Genomic DNA, 19,875 nt, shown 5'->3' on the forward strand with positions numbered 1-19,875 from the left:
AGAACCAAATTCTTTTACTCAATTTTTAGAATCCATTGGATTCTGGAATTTAAAAGAGTCCTTTACAATGTACACGAATGTACATACATTTGCATGTATTTGTCACTGTTTACTTTTCAAAGTCCATTGAATAACGAATCACACCTGATAAAGATTCATCTGCTTAAATCCGTCATTCATACGCCCGGTGGTGCCGAGCGACTTTTATATATTACCATACTGCCAATATAGTGTCAACACTTTTTGTAGTTTTTTGTTTGTCACAAATTACTGTATTCCGTGTTGTTTTGTTGCCCTGACAGCTTAGTTATAATAGCATAGCCAATTATACCTTGTCAATATATTATTTAATATATTATTTTAATAAATATTTCTTTTTATAGATGCAATTTATACCATAAAATACTGAACTTTATTTATATGTACTTAAACCCTGCAAAACTTCTTTTAATGTAAGAACATCCATGTTGTAGACCTCTTTTAATGCCCTGTTGTATATTATGCTGGCAGGATGATACAACGGAAACAATTTATATTCCTTATCACCAATTGTACAGTTGTGAAGACTTCCATGCATTGCACCAATTGAAGCACCGAAATCCTTTGTAACTGCTTTCAATGGAACATTCCCCAGGGTAACTATAATTTTCGGATACAGAAAGGATATCTCCTTAAAGAGCCATGGCTGATTGTTGATAATATCATTTTTTGTTGCAGGCCTGTTGATTATTCTTTTAGTCTTTTCATTCACTTTTCCCAGCCTGCACTTTATTGCATTTGTTATATAGACCGACTCCCTGGATATGTCTATCATATCCATAAACTCCTTCAGGTTTTTTCCGGCGGCTCCCACAAAAGGCTTTCCTTCTTTAACTTCATCTTTTCCCGGCGCTTCACCGATAATAACCAAAGAACTGTATATAGAACCCTCTCCCAGTACTACCTGTTCATTTTCAAAGGCTTCCAGATATTTTATATTCAATTCATCCAGATTTTTTATTGATTCAATACTTGTCATGGTCAGTTAATCCTCCTTCCCTGTTATTGAAAGCAATTTATCTCTTACTGCCTTGATATCACTAAAAAGCAGCGCTTTCTTGCTCTGGTCCCTGAGTAAGGCAGCCGGATGAAAGGCAGGCATAATCCAATAGCCTTTACGCTCTATCCACTGTCCTCTGATTTGAGTTATCTTGGCATCTCTGGCAATAACATATCTTGCTGCCGTACTGCCCAGACATACTATTATCTGCGGTCTGATCAGAGCAACCTGGTTTCTCAGGTATGGAAGGCATTTTTCAGCTTCCTCTTCTAATGGAACCCTGTTATTTGGCGGCCTGCACTTTACCACATTTGCAATATAATACTCGTGAGGCTTAAACATCAGTGCATCAAGCAATGTATCCAGCAATTGTCCGGCAGCACCTACAAACGGGAGTCCCTGAACATCTTCATTCTCTCCCGGCCCCTCACCAACAAATAAAATGGGTGCCTCGGTATTTCCTCTTCCAATAACTACATTGGTTCTTGTCCGTCCAAGTTCACAGGATTGGCAATTGCTGCATACGGAATTCAACTGCTCCCAATCCAACATATTTATATCCCCCTTTGACAGTTTGACTATTTTACACTTTTCAGGCCGACTAAACTTAGCCGGCCTGAAAGTTAATATGAAAAGCTTCAATTTAAAAATATATATTATATTAATGAATAGCAATTTTGATTGAATTTGTCTGTAAAGACAGTGGTCAAGCTTTACAGCTTCAGCCTTGTCTTGAATCTCTCAACCGCCGCCTGTGTATTTTCTCTGTTTCCGAAAGCAGTCAATCTGAAATATCCTTGTCCGCTTGGCCCAAAGCCAACGCCGGGAGTTCCTACAATATTTGCTTCATTTAAAAGCTTATCGAAGAACAGCCAGGAATCCATGCCATTTGGTGTCTTCATCCAGATATAAGGCGCATTGACACCTCCAAAAACAGTTATTCCTATGCTTTCAAGCCCGCTTTTGATAATTGCTGCATTCTCCAGATAGTAGGAAATAGTTTCTTTAACCTGCTTTTGGCCTTCCTGTGAATATACAGCCTCTGCTCCACGCTGAACTATATATGAAACTCCATTGAACTTGGTAGCCTGTCTTCTGTACCAAAGTCTGTTAAGTCCCACTTCGGCACCGTCTGCAGTATATGCCTTCAACTCTTTTGGAATTACTATATATGCGCACCTGGTTCCGGTAAATCCGGCAGTCTTGGAAAAGCTTCTGAACTCAATTGCTACTTCTTTTGCTCCCTCTATCTCATAGATACTGTGCGGCACATCCTCCTGGGTTATAAAAGCTTCATATGCCGAGTCAAACAGTATAATCGCCTTGTTCTTCAGCGCATAATCAACCCATACCTTTAGCTGCTCTTTGGTAAGAGTGGTTCCGGTTGGATTATTGGGAAGGCATAAGTAAATCAAATCTACTTTTTCTTTAGGCGGTTCAGGGATAAAACCGTTTTCAGAGGTACAAGGCAGATAGGTGACATTTGTCCATTTGCCCCCCACATATTCTCCGGTTCTTCCAGCCATAACATTACTGTCAACATATACGGGATAAACCGGATCTGTAACAGCAATCCTGCTGTTGGCTCCAAAAAGCTCCTGAATATTGGCGGTATCACTTTTTGCTCCATCACTTACAAAAACTTCATCCGAGCCTATTGATATTCCTCTTTTTTTATAGTCGAATTCAACGATTTTGTTAATAAGGAAGTCATAACCTTCATATTCCGGATAACCTTTAAAGGTCTCAACTTTCGACATGTCATCAACGGCCTTATGCATTGCTTCGATACATGCCATCGGCAGCGGGCGGGTTACATCGCCTATCCCCAGTCTGATTACTTCTGCATCAGGATTTTCATCTTTAAATGTATTAACCCTTTTTCCAATTTCGGCAAATAAATAGTTGCCCGGTAATTTCAAATGATTCTCATTTACAAATGCCATTTTTCTTATAATCCTCTCTTATATTCTATATTTTATAATTAGATAATTATTTCACCTTCAAAAACCTTGACAGCAGGTCCGGTCATATAAACATGATTGTCTTCCTCCGACCATTCTATAAACAAGTCACCACCGAGAAGCTTAATTGTTGCAGCCCGTTCCGACAGGTTGTTTAAGACTGACGCCACAAGCACAGCACAAGCTCCCGTACCGCAGGCCAGCGTCTCTCCCGCTCCTCTTTCCCATACTCTCATTTTGAGATTTTTCCGGTCTATCACTTGAACGAACTCTGCGTTGACCTTTCTTGGAAACAGTAAATTGGTTTCCATTTTGGGGCCTGTCTGAGAAAGAGGAAAGTTATCCACATCATCTATATAGGAAACTGCATGTGGATTTCCCATGGATACGGCGGTTACTTTGAACTCCCGACCGTCAATGGTTATAGGTTCTGAAATAAAGCTTTCCTTGTCTGATGCAACAGGTACATCCTTTGGCAGGAGAATTGGTTCGCCCATATCAACTCTTACAAGCTCAACCTTTCCGTTCTGAGCCGTAAGGGTCAGCACCTTTATGCCTGCCAAAGTCTCTATGTTTACAATGTTCTTATCCGTCATGCCGTTGTCATAGACATATTTTCCTACGCAGCGTATCGCATTGCCGCACATTTCTGATTCGGAGCCGTCGGAATTAAACATCCTCATTCTGAAATCAGCTTTTTGGGATGGAAGTATAAGCACCAAACCGTCGGAACCAATGCCAAAATGCCTGTCACTTACCTTCCTGGCAATATCAAACGGATTCTCTACTGTCTCACGAGTACAATCTACATATATATAATCATTTCCAAGACCCTGCATTTTGGTAAATTTCATTTAAATATCCCCCTTAAGCACTCCTGGCTTCAATTTTTACAAAGCCACACCAGCTAGCTTTTGCAATTTAGCATATAAAAACTTCCTAACTTTTTCATATTATAGCATAGCCCGGCATGAGCCGCAAGGCGAATGCGGCCCTATTATCTTCCTTAGCCGTTATTACCGCAAAAAAGCTTGCTGCCTTTCAAGCTTTTTGAGGATAATAACATCGCCCGGCACAAGCTGCAAGGCAGTGAAGTGCGGCTCTATTATCTTCCTCCGGTCACAGGGCCAATTTTCTGTACGGGCAATACCAGGCTAAAGAGTCTGATAACTGTAAATAATATAATATGGAAATCTGGCTGTGCCTGCGGTTTTCCTGAACATTATCAATTGTATTGTAATTCATACTATATTATAATTATTGTAAAACTTTTCTGCTACTGGTACTACTGACACGATGGTCAGATAACCGGCTTCTCAGACCATTGTGACTTTCATTACATGTACTGTATCAATCGCAGCTCACGGAGGTTAAATTTTGAAGGACTTTTTCATCAAACTGTTTAAAAATATTTCCGGCTATCTTTCTAAAATTGAAATGCCCGGATTTGCTACTATGATGCTGGGAGTTACCTGCATTTCTTTGCTGGTAATAGGTATATGGGGCTTTGTGCGTATACGCGGCATAAAAAACGGCTCATTATTTATTCCTGAAAGTGAATTGCTGGATAATGACGAGGAAGTAAAGCCCCTTTTTAAAGCAGGTAAGAAGGATTTTCTCATAATGCTGGTTATGACTGTATTTTACGCCATTGTGGCCATATATAATCTTGGGGGACTGAATGTACCGGAAACCGGTTGGGCTCCTTCCGCAAAGAATGACGGCTTTATCGTGGAGCTGGGAAAAAAGGTGGAAGTATCCAAGGTTATGATATATCAGGGCTATAATAAGGAACAATATGATAATGTAAAATACAACATTATGTACTTAAGTGACTATGACACCTATTGGAGCTCTGAAGAAATTGATAAAAGCGGTTTTTATTCCTGGAAGGTTTCAACGAAAACATTTAAAACCAGTAAGATAAAATTTGTTCCCAATGGACCGGGAGCGGCCATAAACGAAATAGCGATATTTGAAAAGGGTTCCGTTGAGCCTTTGCCTATAAAAAGCATTATGCCTTCAGAGCTTGATATGGATTATGTGAAAATTGAAAATGCCGATCATTCCCCCAATGAGCTGTCAAATCTTATAGATGAACAGGAAAAGGTTGATTTCTACACCCTGTCGGATACCAATACATATTTTGACGAGGTGTTTTATCCTCGGACCGCACTTGACTTCATATACAGCCACATTCCTTTTGAGAGGACCCATCCCCCTCTGGGCAAATACTTTGTTATGCTGGGCATGCTGGCTTTCGGAGTCAATCCTTTCGGCTGGAGAATTACAGGTACTCTGTTTGGAGTGGCTATGATACCTCTAATGTACCTTTTCGGCTTAAAGGTATTCAAAAAAAGGTTCTTTGCCTTTTGTACCGCTTTTCTCATGATGTTTGATTTCATGCATTTTGTGCAGACCCGTATATCGACCATCGACGTATATGTAACTTTTTTTGTTATACTGATGTACTACTACATATATGACTATTTTATAAAAAAGCCTTATAAGGCAGGTTTAAAAAAGTCACTCCTTCCGCTGTTCCTCTGCGGCCTGGTACTGGGTGTAGGCACCGCCACCAAATGGATAGCCATGTATGGCGCAGTGGGACTGTTTCTGATTTTTGTAATTACCAAGACTGACGAGCTAGTCTGTTATACCGCCTATAGAAAATATGGGCTGTCGTCTTCCCTCTTTGATAAATTCTGGAAAAAATATTATATTTTGACTGCGCTGGCATGTATCCTGTTCTTTATAATTATCCCTGGAGTAATTTATTTTGCCTCATATACATCCATAATGATGGTTCCCGGCAAAGGCATCAAGGAATTTTTCCACAACCAGACATATATGTATAATTTCCATAACGAGCTGAGTATCAAGCACTCTTATTCTTCCCCCTGGTGGTCATGGCCGATCATGGCAAAGCCCATATGGTTCTACGGCTCAAAGGCCCTGGCAGCAGAAGGGCTTACTTCCAGCATAATTTGTATGGGTAATCCTCTTATATGGTGGTTCAGCATACCGGCTCTTATTACCGGAATCGTATTTGCTATAAAAAGAAAAGACAAATATATGGTGGTTCCCATACTGGGTGCATTGTTCCAGTACATTCCCTGGATGGTGGTTCGAAGGATGGCCTTTATTTACCACTACTTTTCTGTTGTTCCTTTTTTGATCATAGTGATGGTCTATCTTATGAAAATCTTTTATGAACTTGGGAATACTGCCAAAAAGATAGTTTACATTTATCTCATACTTACCGCACTTTTGTTTGTCATGTTTTACCCAATACTTTCAGGTGCCATTGTACCCAGGTGGTATGCCAGTTTCCTGCAGTGGTTTCCTGGCTGGAGCTTCAGATATTGATTATATGGTATTTTGATTGTGTGGTATTGATTATGGGCTAATTAATCTATTCCTTAAATCCTAAAAAATATAAAACCGCAGATGAGGTTCTTTGCCTTCACCTGCGGTTTTTTTATCCGCTCAAAACAACATATTTTAAAATTAAAAATTCAAGAAAAATAAAAAACCTCGCGCACAGCGTTAATCGCGAATGCACAAGGCTTTGTGGTGGAGGGAGATGGATTCGAACCATCGAAGTCACTGACAACAGATTTACAGTCTGCCCCCTTTGGCCACTCGGGAACCCCTCCATATGGAGCTGGCGGACGGAATTGAACCCCCGACCTGCTGATTACAAGTCAGCTGCTCTACCTGCTGAGCTACACCAGCACATATATAAAAACTTAAAATGGCGACCCGGAACGGGCTCGAACCGTCGACCTCCAGCGTGACAGGCTGGCATTCTAACCAACTGAACTACCGGGCCATTTTAAAAACTTAAATTGTGACCCATAGGGGACTCACGCATGCTTCGCCTGCTACTGACGTCGCCCACCGCTCGCACCCTCCCGGGTTCGAGTCCCTTATCATCATCTGACTTTATCTATCGACTTAATCTGATGACTTAATGGAATCTGAATTTATTGGTGACCCATAGGGGACTCGAACCCCTGTTATCGCCGTGAAAGGGCGGTGTCTTAACCACTTGACCAATGGGCCATACTATTTGCCGGCGACCGCTCGCCGACCGACAAAGTATATTTTAACGGGGGTTGTACAAAAAGTCAAGCTATTTTTTATCTTTTCTTTCAACTATTTTTTGACGCTGTTTTTTAAGCAACTTCTATTTGGATAAACCCGCCGGATATTACCCCTTAAATCCAGGTTCAGCCATGTGCAGCAAGGCTTGAGAAATTATGAATTTATCCTTTATACATTCCTCATACCATCAGCCCTATTCCCGGCTTACAGACCGGAGCTGAAGAAATTCTCAAGTACCCCGTATCTTTCATAAGTCAGCAATGCATCCTTGTCACTGTCCTTGAACTTAATCAAATAGGTCCATCGCCCATATGTCTCTATTTTGCTGATTAATGATATATTTATTATATAGGACTTATGGCTTCTGAAAAATAAAGTCTTGTCCAGACGCTCCTCAATTTCACTCAAACCTTCCGATGTCACATGTCTGGCTTTCTGAGAATAAATTACCGTACTTCCCTCTTCTCTCTGAATAAGAATAATATCCTTCAAATCTATAAGACTTATACCTTCCTTATTTCGGATAACAAGCTTCTCCAGTCCTTTTTCATGTCTGAAAATCTCGTTCATTTTTGAAGTCTCCCAGACTTTGCGCATATCTTTTATTCTGTCCAGAGTCTGCTTGATTCTTTCGATTTTGAATGGTTTTCGCAAGTAGTCAAAAGCATACAGCTCAAAGGCATCCGACATGTATTGCTCATGTGCGGTTGCAATGATGATGATTATTTTCGGATTGGTCTCAAGTATTCTTTTTGAAGCTTCTATTCCATTCATAACCGGCATTTCCGCATCCATAAATATTATATCAGGACGGCAGGACGCAACCATGCTGATTGCCTCCTGCCCATTTTCTGCCTCGCCGACCAAATTGAAACCTTTTACTTTTTCAAGAACTTTTCTTAAAACAAGTCTCATACCGCTATCGTCATCTACAATTAAAACCTTGTGGTCCAGTATTCTCACCGACCTCTCCTTTTGCATCTCGGCAAACCGAACACCTCTGAATAAACCAATCCCTGAACAAGAATCTCGCAACTCACGTCAGCTATGATCCTGCTAAGAATTTCATCGTTTTCAGTATCTTCCTTTGCAGTCCGTAAATTCCGGGATTCAGGAACGGTACTTTTCCTGTTTTTTTGAAGCCTTTCATCCTCCATGAACCTCCGGAATTTCTCGGTGATACTGCTTTCATCCTGCTCTGATTTTCTATCTGTCATAAGCAACAGCTCCCCGATATATTATAGTTTTCTCTCACCTGTCTCGGACACACTGGATTTACCTGCCTTGGAAATAGACTCTCTCATCTGTGTATCGGATATTAAATTCTGCATATTATAGTAATCCATTACGCCTATCTTTCCCTGTCTCAGAGCTTCGGCCATGGCATTTGGGATTTCAGCCTCAGCTTCCACTACCTTTGCCCTCTTCTCCTGAACCACTGCCTTCATTTCCTGTTCCCGGGCTACCGCCATAGCCCTTCTTTCTTCAGCCCGGGCCTGGGCTATATTCTTATCAGCCTCTGCCTGCTGGGTTTGCAGTTGTGCACCGATATTTCTTCCAACATCTACATCCGCAATGTCAATTGAAAGGATTTGGAATGCAGTGCCGGCGTCCAGTCCTTTTGCAAGGACGGTTTTGGATATCATATCGGGGTTTTCAAGTACTTCCTTATGTGAGGCTGCCGTACCAACTGTTGTTACAATTCCTTCTCCGACCCTGGCCAGAACAGTAGCCTCTCCTGCCCCACCTATGAGTCTGTCCAGATTTGCCCTCACTGTCACTCTGGCTTTTGCAAGGAGCTCAATGCCATCTTTTGCAACAGCCGATACACTGGGTGTTTCAATTACTTTAGGACTTACACTCATTTTTACAGCCTCCAGCACATCACGTCCTGCCAGGTCAATAGCTGCAGCTCTTTCAAACGGAAGATTCATATCAGCCCTGTGAGCTGCAATCAAAGCATCTACCACCCTGTCAACATTCCCCCCTGCCAGGTAGTGGGCCTCCAGTTGGTTTAAATTCAGATTCAGACCAGCTTTTGTAGATTTAATCAAAGGAATTATTATCTTCTTTGGCAAAACTCTTCTCAGCCGCATACCTATCAGCGAAAAAATACCCACACGGACATCGGCCGCAAAGGCAGAAATCCACAAGCCTACAGGAATAAAATTAAAAAACAGTATTATAAATACTATAACCACCGCTATTATGGTATATAAACCAAGATGAAACATATTATTACCCCTTTCACTCAGATTTGACGGATAAAAAATTTATTGGTCAGAAATTTTATAAGCTTTAAGTCAATTACCATCGGCTGAAAGCCGATATTTTGGGTTTGAGGCTAAAACCTCTTATCCTTTTATTCAATTTCTTTGACAACGAATATACGGTCCTGCATCCTGCTGATTTTCACCCGCCTGCCCTTTTCAATAAATCCGCCGTCAGATATCACATCCAGATGGACGCCGTCAAAATCAGCACTTCCCGCAGGTCGTAAAGGTGTCAATGTCACACCTTCGTTTCCTAAGAAGTATTCCAGATCATCATCCAATGTATTTTTTACTTCCTTATCCAGAGAATCCGAAAGCACCAGAACTTTTGAGAGGTGTCCTTTTGTTGCCGAATGAACTACGATAGTAAGCGCTATTGCTAAAACAGCCAGAACTAAAATAATAAGAATAAACATATCCATTATAGTCTTGGCAGTAAGTACAACCCCAACTATTATCAATATTCCCCCCAGAATACCCGGAAATGACAGCCCAGGATGAAACATTTCAAAAATAACAAGCACCAATCCCAGAAGGAAACAAACTGCCGCTACAGGGTCAATACTTGTTAATAAATTTATTACGCTCATTTACTTTCTCACCTCCCGGTAAAAAGCTGATTAAAAATCCTTTTCAACAATACCTTTATCTGAGTTTAATTTTAGTACATATTTTTTATCAGATAAATACATCATCTATAAAAAATACAATCTGAGGTACAATATGTCGTTTTACACGCTTTATAACATTACCCTGGGGACCCTGACTTCAAATATTGTCAGTGAAGGTGTGCTCTCAACCTTCACAATTCCCCCATTGGATTCAATTAGTTCCTTGACAATAGAAAGTCCCATCCCCTCTCCCTGCTCTCCTTTTGTGGTGAATCCGGGGAGAAAAATTCTTTCAAGATTGCCCTTTTCAATTTCAGGTCCATTATTTCCAATTCTGAACCCCACATGCTTTATATCCTGGAATATGTCAATTACAAGCTTCCTTCCGCTGCTCTTATCTTTTAAGGCATAAATTGCGTTGTCTATAAGATTGCCCAAGACCCTGCATAACTCCCAGGTCTGCATTTTTAAATCGGTTAACTGTGATGCTACGTTTAATTCCACTTCTATTTGAGCTTTTTCACAAGCCAGCATTTTTGCCTGAAGAAGTGCATTAACCGCAGGACTGGATGTTTTCAAATACCTGCTGACTTTAAGAATATCCTGATATACATTTTCGATATATTGTCTGGCTTCAAGATATTCATTCATTTCCAGGAGGCTGTACATAACCTGTAGCTGGTTTAAAAAGTCGTGCCTCTGGGCTCTCAAAGTATTATTCAGGGCTTCTATCTGCGAAAGGGTATTATTAAGAGCGCTGTAACGGTTATGGGCCCTTTTCAGCGAGTATCTGTCATATACTACTATAAAACTGTTTATTGCCACAATAAGAATAGAAAAGAGCAGAAAAATATTGATATTACCATTTGAAATTGCTTTTATGGACCTGCCGTGGGTAAATCCGTAAACTGCCGCCACCAGAACAGCAACGATCAATAAGGTGTTCAAAACTATAATTGTAACTGACGCTTTACTTATATTAAGATTCTTCATATAAATATAACCTTTCAAATAGGCTAGGCTATGTATTTGATATTAATTTAAATACCTGTTTGCAGCTTGTCAACTGATGATTCCGCACCACGCTTTATGAAGGTTATTCTTTCCGCCTGAATTGCTTAAAAGGAGGGACTCAAAGTCATCAACGGGATTTCGGTATCTTTTGAGGTATCCAATTTTACAGGTCTTTTCAAGTGAAAAGCCTCCTTTGCCCTATTATTACAGTAACATATGGAGGCTTTAGGACCGGCTGTCTATTTTTTTTATAATGTTAATTTTCTATTTGCACTACTTATCTGCTTCTTACATGGACAGAAATAGTTAATGGTTCCTTCTTCTGCTTCAAAGGACAAATCTTTGGCGTATGCTTCCGCACTCCAGCCATATGAATAATCTGGTGCATATCCATTTTCTATAATTCCACCTACAGTTAGGTTATGTGAATTACGGAAAACATCACCATTAGCAAAATCGCCGTTTATGTATCCATTTCCCACTAGGCATGGAGGTAAATCCCTATAGTCAAACCCATTTGGAACTGGTGTTCCTGCTGGCATTAGCATACCAGCAATATATGTAAATTTCCCTGTCTCATTATTATACTCACCCATCCAGCCAATGTAATATTCCACTACCGGCATATTATATTCCAGTACATCAAGAGTATTCTCTTGAAAGCATTTCTGCCACAACTCTGGAACCGGATTCTCACCGCCACCGTTAATTACCTTTTTACCAATCATTCTTACAGCAGGCAGCTTAATAAACTCAATTTTTCCCAATACAGCCACTTTGTTTCCACTCCGTTCTTTATTCAAGTTTTGGGGTTGAAAGGTCAGTTTTGGATATATATTAAAAACTACACCTTTATTTCGGGCCTTTGATGGAGAAATTCCATGGAAATCCCGAAATGCACGTGTAAAAGAAGTGTGAGAATCATAGCCATATTTTAGTGCAATATCAATTACTTTTGATTTATTTTGCTGTAAGTCAAATGCACATAATGTTAATCTTCGACGTCTGACATATTCTGATAAACTTATGTCTGTAATGTATGAAAAAAAACGCTGAAATTGATTCTTTGGACAACCTGCAATTTCCGTAGCTTTAACATAATCAATCTCTCCAGCAATATTGTCTTCAATATAGTCTATAACTTCATTCATTCTTTCAAAGGCATTCAATAAAGTAACCTCCTTTCGAGAAAATAATATCATTAAAAACAAAAGGATTCTTTACATTTTGTGCTCATTTAATGCATAACTGATACAACCTGCATACACTCCATTGTTTCATATTATTCTTCGTAAAAGACTCATAAAGCTTTATACACAAATATTACCATATAGTCTATTATAATTAAAGTAAAAAGGAAATAATCAGGGTGCCTTTTGCCAATCAATGTGCCCGTTTCAGAGTAAGAACAAAGGTGGCAAAGCCACTTTGTTTGTGCATGTGCCTTTTCCTTCTACTGAAACTTTCCCTATTTTTCATGTGTCAAGGAAAATCTGGCACGCGCATAAATTCAAAGTCTTTTATTGTTTAGGAAATGTTTTACATTTAACCTGTAACACTCACTATTAAAAGCTTTTAATCTCTAAATTTTATCAGAAAAATTTATACTTTCCTAGACAATAAAAAACCCCGTATCCTAAAGATACGAGGCTATTTGGTGACCCATCGCAGATTCGAACTGCGGACACCTTGATTAAAAGTCAAGTGCTCTGCCAACTGAGCTAATGGGTCATTTGCTTGAGTAATTTTTTCGACCACAAGTATAAATAATACTTAATAAATAGTATTTTGTCAACACATTTTATAAAAAATACTAAAAAACGAATTCATGCTGCCATTAATCGTTCAAGTATAAAAAGGCACAACAAAAACTGTCATGAAACTCCCTGTCCGTCGTTTCATAACAGTTTTTACAGGCTGTTTCCAGGGTCCGGCTATCTTACAATAACATGTTCCCTGTCTTTTCCCACTCCTATAAGTCCTATTTTAACTCCAACAAGTTCTTCTATTCTGTTGAGATATTTTTTAGCATTGGCCGGCAGGCCGTCAAAGCTCTTAACACCGGATATGTCTTCATTCCAAGGTTCAAATTCTTCATATATGGGCTCACACTTTGCCAACTCATTGAGGCTGGCAGGAAAGTATCTTATAACCTGCCCCTTATATTTGTATCCCACACAGAGCTTGATTTCCTTCAGCTTGCCTATGGTATCAACGTGATTTATTGCCAGAGCCGTCAGACCGTTTATTTTAGCTGCGTATTTGATCATAACGGTATCCAGCCAGCCGCATCTTCTCGGACGGCCAGTGGTTGTACCATACTCCCAGCCCAGTTCTCTGATGGTATCCCCGATTTCGTTGTTTTGCTCGGTTGGAAACGGTCCTGCTCCAACCCTTGAAGTATATGCCTTAAGTACCCCATATACCTCATTAATGTATATAGGACCTAATCCAGAACCGGTACACACTCCGCCTGCAATAGGATTTGACGAGGTAACATAGGGATAAGTACCGAAATCTATATCCAGGAAATTTGCCTGAGCTCCCTCGAACAATATGTTTTTGCCATTATCAATAGCATCGGCAAGAAGACTTGTTGTATCCGTAACATATTTCTTAAGCTTTTCAGCATAGCCCAGATATTCTTCAATTATTGCTTCCGCCTGATAGGCTTTTCCGCCATAAACTCTTTCTATGATAAGATTCTTAAGTTCCAGGTTTGACTTGACCTTTTTGATAAATTCATCCTTGTCTATAAGGTCACACATTCTTATACCGGATCTCTCTATTTTATCTGCATAACAGGGTCCAATACCCCGCTTTGTAGTACCTATACTGTTATTTCCTCTGAAATTCTCCTGAAGTTCATCAAGTCCTATATGATAGGGCATAATCAAGTGGGCTCTGTCGCTTATTAACAAGTGGTCTGTAGTAACGCCTCTTTCGTTTAAGCCCTTCATTTCCTTTAGCAATACCGCGGGGTCTATTACTACTCCGTTACCGATAATACAGGTTTTATTTGTATGAAGTATTCCTGAAGGTATCAGGTGTAAAGCGTACTTTTCTCCATTGGCTACAATTGTATGACCGGCATTGTTTCCGCCAGAAAACCTTACTATTATATCCGACTGTTCAGCCAGCATGTCAATATACTTGCCTTTGCCTTCGTCACCCCATTGAGTTCCTACTACTACTCTTACTGCCATAGCTGCTCCTCCTGTCTATGAATGCATGTCTGATTCTATTTGAATATTTACGTTTAATAAATATACCAAAGCATATGACTGTTGTTTGCCAATTTACTAAATCAACCTATTAAATTATAACTTAGTACCCGGTATTATTCAACAAAAACTCAATTATTGGACAGGAAATACAGAGCTGCAGGCATGACAGGTTGCTTCAAATAAATGCTTGCACTGCTTGGCTAAGTGTGTTCCAGCTTCGCAGAACACGGAATACAAAAAGCTTGAGGGCAGATATGCTTTATCTGTTCTCAAGCCTTGATTTGCTGAAGTATTAAAAAACAAATCGACTTACAAGCTCATAGATTACTTGCTTTCCAGGAATTTATTCAAATCAGCAATAAGCTGGTCGGCATCAATACCATGAATTTGACAGGCATCCTCAATACTTTCTCCTGAAGATGAAGGGCAGCCCAGGCAGTGCATTCCTGCGTTTAAAAAAATAGGTACTGTTCCTCTGTCCATATTTAAAACGTCAGCTATTATCATATCCTTTGTCACCTTAGCCATTATCATAAACCTCCTTGATTCATATTTCGCAATTATCAACTGCATAGAACTATTATACACTAATGAATTTTAAAAATATACAAATATGCAAAATATAAAATGCCATGGATTATTTAACTTTGCGGTATTGTGCCTTTCCCGTCTCATACAGGTTGCCGCCGTAACAGTCGATAATAACCGTTAACGGAAATTCTTCCACTTCAAGCTTTCTGAGCGCTTCTGCGCCCAACTCCGGAAAGGCTATGATTTCCTGACTTTTTATACATTCCGCCATAAGTGCCCCTGCACCACCAATGGCACCGAAATATACTGCTCCGTGTTCCATCATTGCTGCTATGACATTTGAACCTCTCAGGCCCTTTCCTATCATGCCGGTTTGTCCAAGTTCAATCAGCGCGGGGGCGTAAGCGTCCATTCTGTAGCTTGTGGTGGGCCCGGCAGACCCAATTACCTCTCCTTCTCTTGAAGGGCAAGGCCCGACATAGTATATGGTTTGATTCCGTATGTCAAAAGGCAAAGGCTTATTTTGCGCCAATAATTCAATCATTTTTTTATGAGCGGCATCCCTTGCAGTATATATGGTTCCGCTAAGCGCTATGGTATCGCCTGCCCTGAATAATTTTACCTCATTCCTGTCAAATGGAGCTGTTACAATATGGTGCATGTTCATCCTCCCTGTTCCTATAGTACTATCTCAGCATGCCTGGTAACATGACAATTAATATTCACTGCAACCGGCAGCCCTGCAATATGTGTAGGATATGTCTCTATATTTACGGCAAGAGCGGTGTTGGTGCCTCCCAGCCCGGCAGGACCAATGCCCAGCTCATTTATTTTTTCAAGCATCTCGGCTTCCAGTTCTCTCACATACCCGATGCCGCTGCTCTTGTCAACAGGCCTCAGCAAAGCCCTTTTCGCCAGCAGAGTGGCTTTTTCCATAGTACCTCCTATACCCACACCCACAACTATGGGAGGACAAGGATTCGGGCCTGCCTTATCAACAGTCTCAAGTATAAAGCTTTTTACGCCCTCTATTCCGTCAGATGGCTTAAGCATTCTCAGGGCACTCATATTCTCACTGCCGAAGCCTTTTGGGGCAAGCTCAATCTTCAGGGCATCTCCCGGAACAATATCATAATGAATTACGGCAGGGGTATTATCGCCGGTATTCATACGTTCTATGGGGTCACCCACCACCGATTTTCTCAGATATCCTTCCTTATAGCCCCGCCTTACCCCTTCATTTATTGCATCCGACAACACTCCGCCTGCTATATGCACCTCCTGGCCCACAGTAACAAAAACAACCGCCATACCTGTGTCCTGGCATATTGCAGCCTTCTTCCGGGCAGCCAGCTCCGCATTGAGCAGCAGCTTTTCCAGCACCTCGGTGCCTATGGGCGATTGTTCAGCAGCAAGCCCGTTTTCCATTGCCTTTTTAATGTCATTATTAAGATAATAGTTGGCATCCATACATAATTTCCTTACTGCCTCTATTATTGTGTTTACCTCGATATCCTTCATTAATGCCTCCAAATGAAATTTATATATTGCCGGTGGGAGTCATATCCACTGATTATATAATTATACATATAAATGCCCTTGCAAAACAACCTAAAATGTTCATAAATTGTTCAAAAGGACAGGGCAATATTCAAAGACAAAACGACAATAATCTAGTATAATTATATACATGAAGGGAGGTTATTCTTTGAAGCCAACTATAAGCAATATCTTAGTATGCGTCACTCAACAAAAAACCTGCGAACGGCTCATAAATAAGGCTTTAGAGTTTTCTAGGGAAGGGGATTCCATATTTATCATTCACGTGGCCAAAAACAACTGGAGCTTTCTTGACAATGACAAGGAAGGTGAAGCTCTGGAATATCTTTTCGGCATTGCCAAATCAATAGGTGCAAATCTTACCGTTCTCAGATCGGATGAGATTGTTGATACCATTGTCGAATATGCCTGGGACAATAAGATAAACCTTTTGGTCATGGGCGATTCCAAAGGTGACCACAGTGAAAACCACTTCTATAAATCATTAAAAAATAGCTTGGATAGCGTTGAAATACATGTTGTACCCAATTAAAGCAGAAATTGCTAAAAACATTCCTATTTTGCCTGGTACAAATTAACTATTTTGCCTTCAAAGGCTTGACTTTAGCGAACTTTCATTATAAAATAATGTCGAATTCCATTTTTAGGAGGTTGTATAATGAATAAGTCAGATTTAATCAACTCAATTGCTTCAAAATCAGGTCTAAACAAGAAAAATAGTGAAGCTGCTTTGAATGCATTTATTTCTTCCGTTGAGGACACTCTAAAGGCTGGCGATAAAGTTACTTTGGTTGGTTTCGGAACCTTCGAAGTAAGAGAAAGAGCTGCTAGAAAGGGTAGAAACCCACAGACTAAGAAGGAAATAACTATTCCAGCATCAAAAGCTCCAGTATTTAAGGCTGGTAAAGTTTTGAAGGATAATGTTAACGCATAATACAGCATATGCACCTTTTACAGGTACACTACATAAAAGCCCTGAATACTCTTCAGGGCTTTTTGTATGGCTTTAATGCAGTCTTTTATAGCATGCTAATTATTCGCTCTTATCTTTTCAATCAACTGACAGATAACCTGTGAATTTGTAGGTTTTTTCTGGTTATCATCCTCTGCAGGCACATTTTCAATACAATTTCTTATGGCTCTCTCAACCTTCTGAATTGTTACATTGTTTTTCTCAGCTATTTCCCTGTATATACCCTTTGGCAGATTACCATTGTGGCAATAGCTGTCGAAAGCCTGGGTAACTATGTCCCTGATATAGCAATATCCGGTCATATGCGCTTTCAGGCCATATTCCCTCATATACTTTGTTGCCAGTACCTTCAGTTCATCGTCATAGCGGTTCTTTTGCTTTTGGGCCGCTTCGGCACTGTAGTCCTTTTTGATATACTGCTTGATATTAGAATCCATATAAAGCTGTTTGATTCGTAAAGCTAAGACATTTTCGTCAAAAGGCTTGATTATGTAATAATTTGCTCCAAGGTTCATTGCCCTGGCTACATAATTTTCATGACTTACAGCAGAATAAACTATGTATACGGGCAGGTTCCCTTCCTTATTTTCTCTTGCGTACTCAAGAACGCCTATTCCGTCCAGTTTAGGCATAATTATGTCCAGCAGCACAACATCAGGCTTTTCCCTGTTGATCAGTTCTATGGCTTCGAGCCCATCCTTTGCGATATTAAGCAGTTCGAAATCCTGGCACTCACCCAGTTTTTCATATAATGCCTTTGCAGTTAATAAATTATCATCTACTATCAAAACCCTTATTTTACTCATTGTTTCTCTTTAACCCTTTTCATATATTTATGGCTGAATCAAAAAACAAGCTTTTACTTCATTTCATAGAATCGATTATCTTTTCACATACTGTCTGGGGCTCGCAGTTGTCGCATTGGATAACCGTATCAGCATATTTGTTATACAAAGGTGTCCTCTCATCATATAACTGTAGCAAGGAACTGCCATTTCTGACCAACTTTCTGTTTGTATCCATTCTAGCTTCAATGGCCTGATAACTCGTGTTCAGAAAGACGACCTTACCAATTATTTTCAGGTGCTCCATGGCAGCAGCACTATGCACTATGCCACCTCCTGTGGATATTACGCACCTGGCAGTACTGATCTGTAGAACCACATCATCCTGAAGCTTCAGAAAATACTCCCGTCCATGTTCTTCCACAAGCTGTCTGGGAGTCTTGCCGGTCTTTGCCGTCAAAACTGAATCAGTGTCCATAAATCCATACCCCAGGATTTCGCTCAGCTTTTCACCAACTGTAGTTTTTCCGGTCCCAGGCATGCCGATAAGAATAATGTTTGGAACTGCCTCTTCACTAATCATAGGCTGTCCCACCTGGAATCCATTTCTGTTATGCTTCTGAGTCCGGAAGACATTATGATGCTGTCAACCAGCGCAATCCTTACCATTGCCTCACATATTGAGTATACTCGTGGTACAAGTGACGGGTCACTCCGGGATGCAAACTTATGGATTACAGGCTCAAGAGTCTGAACATTTACTGTCAACTGATCCTGTAAAATGGTTGGCGTAGGTTTTACCGCCACGCGAATTCTTATTTCCTCTCCATTGGATATACCTCCAAGCATCCCCCCTGCCCTGTTGGTTTTAAATCTGATTCTGCCCGTCTCTTTGTCATAATAAGGTGTGTCATTCATTTCCGACCCTTTTTTCCCTGCAACTCCAAAGCCCTCTCCTATTTCTATACCCTTTACGCCCCCTATGGACATCAGGCCGTGAGCTACAGTGGCACTCAGCTTATCAAATACAGGTTCACCAAGTCCGGCGGGCACTCCCTTTGCAATAATTTCAATCACACCGCCGCAGGAGTCACCTTCCTTTATGACCTGTAACAGGTCCTCAATCATTTTTTGTGCAATTTCCGGGTCAGGACAGTTTATCTCGTTAGTCCTGTAATTTCTTTTTGCCTGCTCATAAGTAAACGGGCCTGCCTTTATACCATGGGATTCAACAGTATATGCCAATACGTCAATACCCAGTCTGTCCAAAACCTGTTTTGCAACTGCTCCCCCCGCAACCCTGGCTGCCGTCTCACGGGCTGATGCCCTGCCTGCGCCAAGATAATCCGAATGCTCGCCATACTTTTTATAATAGGTATACGCCGCCTGTCCAGGCCTCAGAAGCTCCTTGTTGCCTCTGTGCTGTTCGATATGCCTGTCCCCTATGTCACTGCTGGGAATAAGCATTGCCACAGGCGCCCCGGTGGTTGTGTCGTCCTGCATAACACCTGAAAAGATATACACCTTGTCAGCTTCAGATCTTGGTGTATGCAGCTTTGACTGTCCCGGCCTCCTTTTGTCCAATTCCTCCTGAATAATGGAGGAAGTTATTTTAACACCTGCGGGAACACCGTCAACAATAACCACCAACCCGCCCCATAATTCCGGCGGAACACTTTCGCTTTTCCTAAAAGCACCAGAATAGGACTCTCCGCTCGTTGTAACACGAAATACTCTTCCAAATGAATTTCCAACCATAGCTGCCTCCATATATAATAAAAAATAAAA

Annotated in this window: 20 protein-coding genes and 5 tRNA genes; 3 read left to right on the forward strand and 22 right to left on the reverse strand. The window is 40.7% G+C overall.

The window, feature by feature from the left end; all coding sequences use genetic code 11:
* Positions 1-412: 412 nt before the first annotated feature.
* The 4 genes from CLHUN_RS19570 to dapF all read right to left on the reverse strand — a co-directional run bounded on the left by CLHUN_RS19570 (position 413) and on the right by dapF (position 3,857).
* Positions 413-1,018, reverse strand: a complete 606-nt coding sequence (locus CLHUN_RS19570; RefSeq protein WP_080066389.1) for a uracil-DNA glycosylase — start codon at positions 1,016-1,018, stop codon at positions 413-415.
* A gap of 6 nt (positions 1,019-1,024) precedes the next feature.
* Positions 1,025-1,591 carry a uracil-DNA glycosylase gene (locus tag CLHUN_RS19575; RefSeq protein WP_080066390.1) on the reverse strand — a complete coding sequence of 189 codons (567 nt, stop codon included), beginning with the start codon at positions 1,589-1,591 and terminating at the stop codon, positions 1,025-1,027.
* 161 nt (positions 1,592-1,752) lie between these two features.
* Positions 1,753-2,985, reverse strand: a complete 1,233-nt coding sequence (locus CLHUN_RS19580; RefSeq protein ID WP_080066391.1) for an LL-diaminopimelate aminotransferase — start codon at positions 2,983-2,985, stop codon at positions 1,753-1,755.
* Positions 2,986-3,023: 38 nt separating this feature from the next.
* Positions 3,024-3,857, reverse strand: a complete 834-nt coding sequence (dapF, locus tag CLHUN_RS19585; protein ID WP_080066392.1) for a diaminopimelate epimerase — start codon at positions 3,855-3,857, stop codon at positions 3,024-3,026.
* 523 nt (positions 3,858-4,380) lie between these two features.
* Here dapF and CLHUN_RS19595 point away from each other — a divergent pair.
* On the forward strand, positions 4,381-6,372 hold the full coding sequence (locus tag CLHUN_RS19595; protein WP_242656569.1) for a phospholipid carrier-dependent glycosyltransferase: 1,992 nt from the start codon (positions 4,381-4,383) through the stop codon (positions 6,370-6,372).
* Between the two features lie 205 nt (positions 6,373-6,577).
* Here CLHUN_RS19595 and CLHUN_RS19600 read toward each other — a convergent pair.
* The 15 genes from CLHUN_RS19600 to CLHUN_RS19670 all read right to left on the reverse strand — a co-directional run bounded on the left by CLHUN_RS19600 (position 6,578) and on the right by CLHUN_RS19670 (position 16,290).
* Positions 6,578-6,662, reverse strand: a tRNA-Tyr gene (locus CLHUN_RS19600).
* Between the two features lie 3 nt (positions 6,663-6,665).
* Positions 6,666-6,741 (reverse strand) — tRNA-Thr (locus tag CLHUN_RS19605).
* Between the two features lie 20 nt (positions 6,742-6,761).
* A tRNA-Asp gene (locus CLHUN_RS19610) sits at positions 6,762-6,838 on the reverse strand.
* A 158-nt stretch (positions 6,839-6,996) separates the two neighbouring features.
* Positions 6,997-7,071: transfer RNA gene (locus CLHUN_RS19615), tRNA-Glu, on the reverse strand.
* A gap of 246 nt (positions 7,072-7,317) precedes the next feature.
* Positions 7,318-8,076: a LytR/AlgR family response regulator transcription factor gene (locus CLHUN_RS19620; RefSeq protein WP_242656570.1), complete on the reverse strand. Its 759-nt coding sequence runs from the start codon at positions 8,074-8,076 to the stop codon at positions 7,318-7,320.
* Complete coding sequence (locus tag CLHUN_RS19625) at positions 8,073-8,330, reverse strand: hypothetical protein (protein WP_080066394.1); 258 nt, start codon at positions 8,328-8,330, stop codon at positions 8,073-8,075. Before CLHUN_RS19625 ends, CLHUN_RS19620 begins: the two co-directional genes overlap by 4 nt.
* 21 nt (positions 8,331-8,351) lie before the next feature.
* Positions 8,352-9,347: a flotillin-like protein FloA gene (floA, locus tag CLHUN_RS19630; protein WP_080066395.1), complete on the reverse strand. Its 996-nt coding sequence runs from the start codon at positions 9,345-9,347 to the stop codon at positions 8,352-8,354.
* 128 nt (positions 9,348-9,475) lie between these two features.
* The gene (locus tag CLHUN_RS19635; RefSeq protein ID WP_080066396.1) at positions 9,476-9,976 is read right to left on the reverse strand and encodes an NfeD family protein; all 501 of its coding nucleotides are present in this window, start codon (positions 9,974-9,976) and stop codon (positions 9,476-9,478) included.
* A 150-nt stretch (positions 9,977-10,126) separates the two neighbouring features.
* Positions 10,127-10,990 (reverse strand): sensor histidine kinase, encoded by an 864-nt coding sequence (locus CLHUN_RS19640; protein ID WP_080066397.1) that lies wholly within the window; start codon positions 10,988-10,990, stop codon positions 10,127-10,129.
* 269 nt (positions 10,991-11,259) lie between these two features.
* Positions 11,260-12,180 (reverse strand): AraC family transcriptional regulator, encoded by a 921-nt coding sequence (locus CLHUN_RS19645; protein ID WP_242656571.1) that lies wholly within the window; start codon positions 12,178-12,180, stop codon positions 11,260-11,262.
* Positions 12,181-12,666: 486 nt separating this feature from the next.
* A tRNA-Lys gene (locus CLHUN_RS19650) sits at positions 12,667-12,742 on the reverse strand.
* A 203-nt stretch (positions 12,743-12,945) separates the two neighbouring features.
* A complete protein-coding gene (locus CLHUN_RS19655; RefSeq protein WP_080066399.1) occupies positions 12,946-14,217 on the reverse strand; it encodes an adenylosuccinate synthase in 1,272 nt (423 codons plus the stop codon).
* A 345-nt stretch (positions 14,218-14,562) separates the two neighbouring features.
* Positions 14,563-14,766 carry a DUF1858 domain-containing protein gene (locus CLHUN_RS19660; protein ID WP_080066400.1) on the reverse strand — a complete coding sequence of 68 codons (204 nt, stop codon included), beginning with the start codon at positions 14,764-14,766 and terminating at the stop codon, positions 14,563-14,565.
* Between the two features lie 109 nt (positions 14,767-14,875).
* Positions 14,876-15,430 (reverse strand): Fe-S-containing hydro-lyase, encoded by a 555-nt coding sequence (locus tag CLHUN_RS19665; RefSeq protein ID WP_080066401.1) that lies wholly within the window; start codon positions 15,428-15,430, stop codon positions 14,876-14,878.
* 17 nt (positions 15,431-15,447) lie between these two features.
* Positions 15,448-16,290: a fumarate hydratase gene (locus CLHUN_RS19670; protein ID WP_080066402.1), complete on the reverse strand. Its 843-nt coding sequence runs from the start codon at positions 16,288-16,290 to the stop codon at positions 15,448-15,450.
* Between the two features lie 187 nt (positions 16,291-16,477).
* Between CLHUN_RS19670 and CLHUN_RS19675 the strand changes: the two genes are divergently transcribed.
* Together CLHUN_RS19675 and CLHUN_RS19680 are read left to right on the forward strand one after the other, a co-directional pair.
* Complete coding sequence (locus CLHUN_RS19675; RefSeq protein WP_080066403.1) at positions 16,478-16,861, forward strand: universal stress protein; 384 nt, start codon at positions 16,478-16,480, stop codon at positions 16,859-16,861.
* A 126-nt stretch (positions 16,862-16,987) separates the two neighbouring features.
* Positions 16,988-17,263: an HU family DNA-binding protein gene (locus CLHUN_RS19680; protein ID WP_027627613.1), complete on the forward strand. Its 276-nt coding sequence runs from the start codon at positions 16,988-16,990 to the stop codon at positions 17,261-17,263.
* 95 nt (positions 17,264-17,358) lie between these two features.
* Here CLHUN_RS19680 and CLHUN_RS19685 read toward each other — a convergent pair whose 3' ends face one another.
* The 3 genes from CLHUN_RS19685 to aroC are packed head-to-tail and all read right to left on the reverse strand — an operon-like array spanning position 17,359 to position 19,845.
* The gene (locus CLHUN_RS19685; protein WP_080066404.1) at positions 17,359-18,108 is read right to left on the reverse strand and encodes a response regulator; all 750 of its coding nucleotides are present in this window, start codon (positions 18,106-18,108) and stop codon (positions 17,359-17,361) included.
* Between the two features lie 58 nt (positions 18,109-18,166).
* Positions 18,167-18,670 carry a shikimate kinase gene (locus tag CLHUN_RS19690; protein ID WP_080066405.1) on the reverse strand — a complete coding sequence of 168 codons (504 nt, stop codon included), beginning with the start codon at positions 18,668-18,670 and terminating at the stop codon, positions 18,167-18,169.
* Positions 18,667-19,845, reverse strand: a complete 1,179-nt coding sequence (gene aroC / locus CLHUN_RS19695; protein ID WP_080066406.1) for a chorismate synthase — start codon at positions 19,843-19,845, stop codon at positions 18,667-18,669. Before aroC ends, CLHUN_RS19690 begins: the two co-directional genes overlap by 4 nt.
* Positions 19,846-19,875: the final 30 nt, after the last annotated feature.

The organism is Ruminiclostridium hungatei (genome assembly GCF_002051585.1).
GTDB classification, from domain to species: domain Bacteria; phylum Bacillota; class Clostridia; order Acetivibrionales; family DSM-1351; genus Ruminiclostridium; species Ruminiclostridium hungatei.

What these genes read in the sequence shown, in the direction of transcription:
- CLHUN_RS19670 (WP_080066402.1), bottom strand. Translation starts at nt 16,290, where the DNA reads ATGAAGGATATCGAGGTAAACACAATAATAGAGGCAGTAAGGAAATTA.
- floA (WP_080066395.1), bottom strand. Translation starts at nt 9,347, where the DNA reads ATGTTTCATCTTGGTTTATATACCATAATAGCGGTGGTTATAGTATTT.
- CLHUN_RS19570 (WP_080066389.1), bottom strand. Translation starts at nt 1,018, where the DNA reads ATGACAAGTATTGAATCAATAAAAAATCTGGATGAATTGAATATAAAA.
- CLHUN_RS19660 (WP_080066400.1), bottom strand. Translation starts at nt 14,766, where the DNA reads ATGGCTAAGGTGACAAAGGATATGATAATAGCTGACGTTTTAAATATG.
- CLHUN_RS19635 (WP_080066396.1), bottom strand. Translation starts at nt 9,976, where the DNA reads ATGAGCGTAATAAATTTATTAACAAGTATTGACCCTGTAGCGGCAGTT.
- CLHUN_RS19685 (WP_080066404.1), bottom strand. Translation starts at nt 18,108, where the DNA reads ATGAGTAAAATAAGGGTTTTGATAGTAGATGATAATTTATTAACTGCA.
- aroC (WP_080066406.1), bottom strand. Translation starts at nt 19,845, where the DNA reads ATGGTTGGAAATTCATTTGGAAGAGTATTTCGTGTTACAACGAGCGGA.
- CLHUN_RS19580 (WP_080066391.1), bottom strand. Translation starts at nt 2,985, where the DNA reads ATGGCATTTGTAAATGAGAATCATTTGAAATTACCGGGCAACTATTTA.
- dapF (WP_080066392.1), bottom strand. Translation starts at nt 3,857, where the DNA reads ATGAAATTTACCAAAATGCAGGGTCTTGGAAATGATTATATATATGTA.
- CLHUN_RS19640 (WP_080066397.1), bottom strand. Translation starts at nt 10,990, where the DNA reads ATGAAGAATCTTAATATAAGTAAAGCGTCAGTTACAATTATAGTTTTG.
- CLHUN_RS19655 (WP_080066399.1), bottom strand. Translation starts at nt 14,217, where the DNA reads ATGGCAGTAAGAGTAGTAGTAGGAACTCAATGGGGTGACGAAGGCAAA.
- CLHUN_RS19690 (WP_080066405.1), bottom strand. Translation starts at nt 18,670, where the DNA reads ATGATTAGTGAAGAGGCAGTTCCAAACATTATTCTTATCGGCATGCCT.
- CLHUN_RS19680 (WP_027627613.1), top strand. Translation starts at nt 16,988, where the DNA reads ATGAATAAGTCAGATTTAATCAACTCAATTGCTTCAAAATCAGGTCTA.
- CLHUN_RS19665 (WP_080066401.1), bottom strand. Translation starts at nt 15,430, where the DNA reads ATGCACCATATTGTAACAGCTCCATTTGACAGGAATGAGGTAAAATTA.
- CLHUN_RS19575 (WP_080066390.1), bottom strand. Translation starts at nt 1,591, where the DNA reads ATGTTGGATTGGGAGCAGTTGAATTCCGTATGCAGCAATTGCCAATCC.
- CLHUN_RS19625 (WP_080066394.1), bottom strand. Translation starts at nt 8,330, where the DNA reads ATGACAGATAGAAAATCAGAGCAGGATGAAAGCAGTATCACCGAGAAA.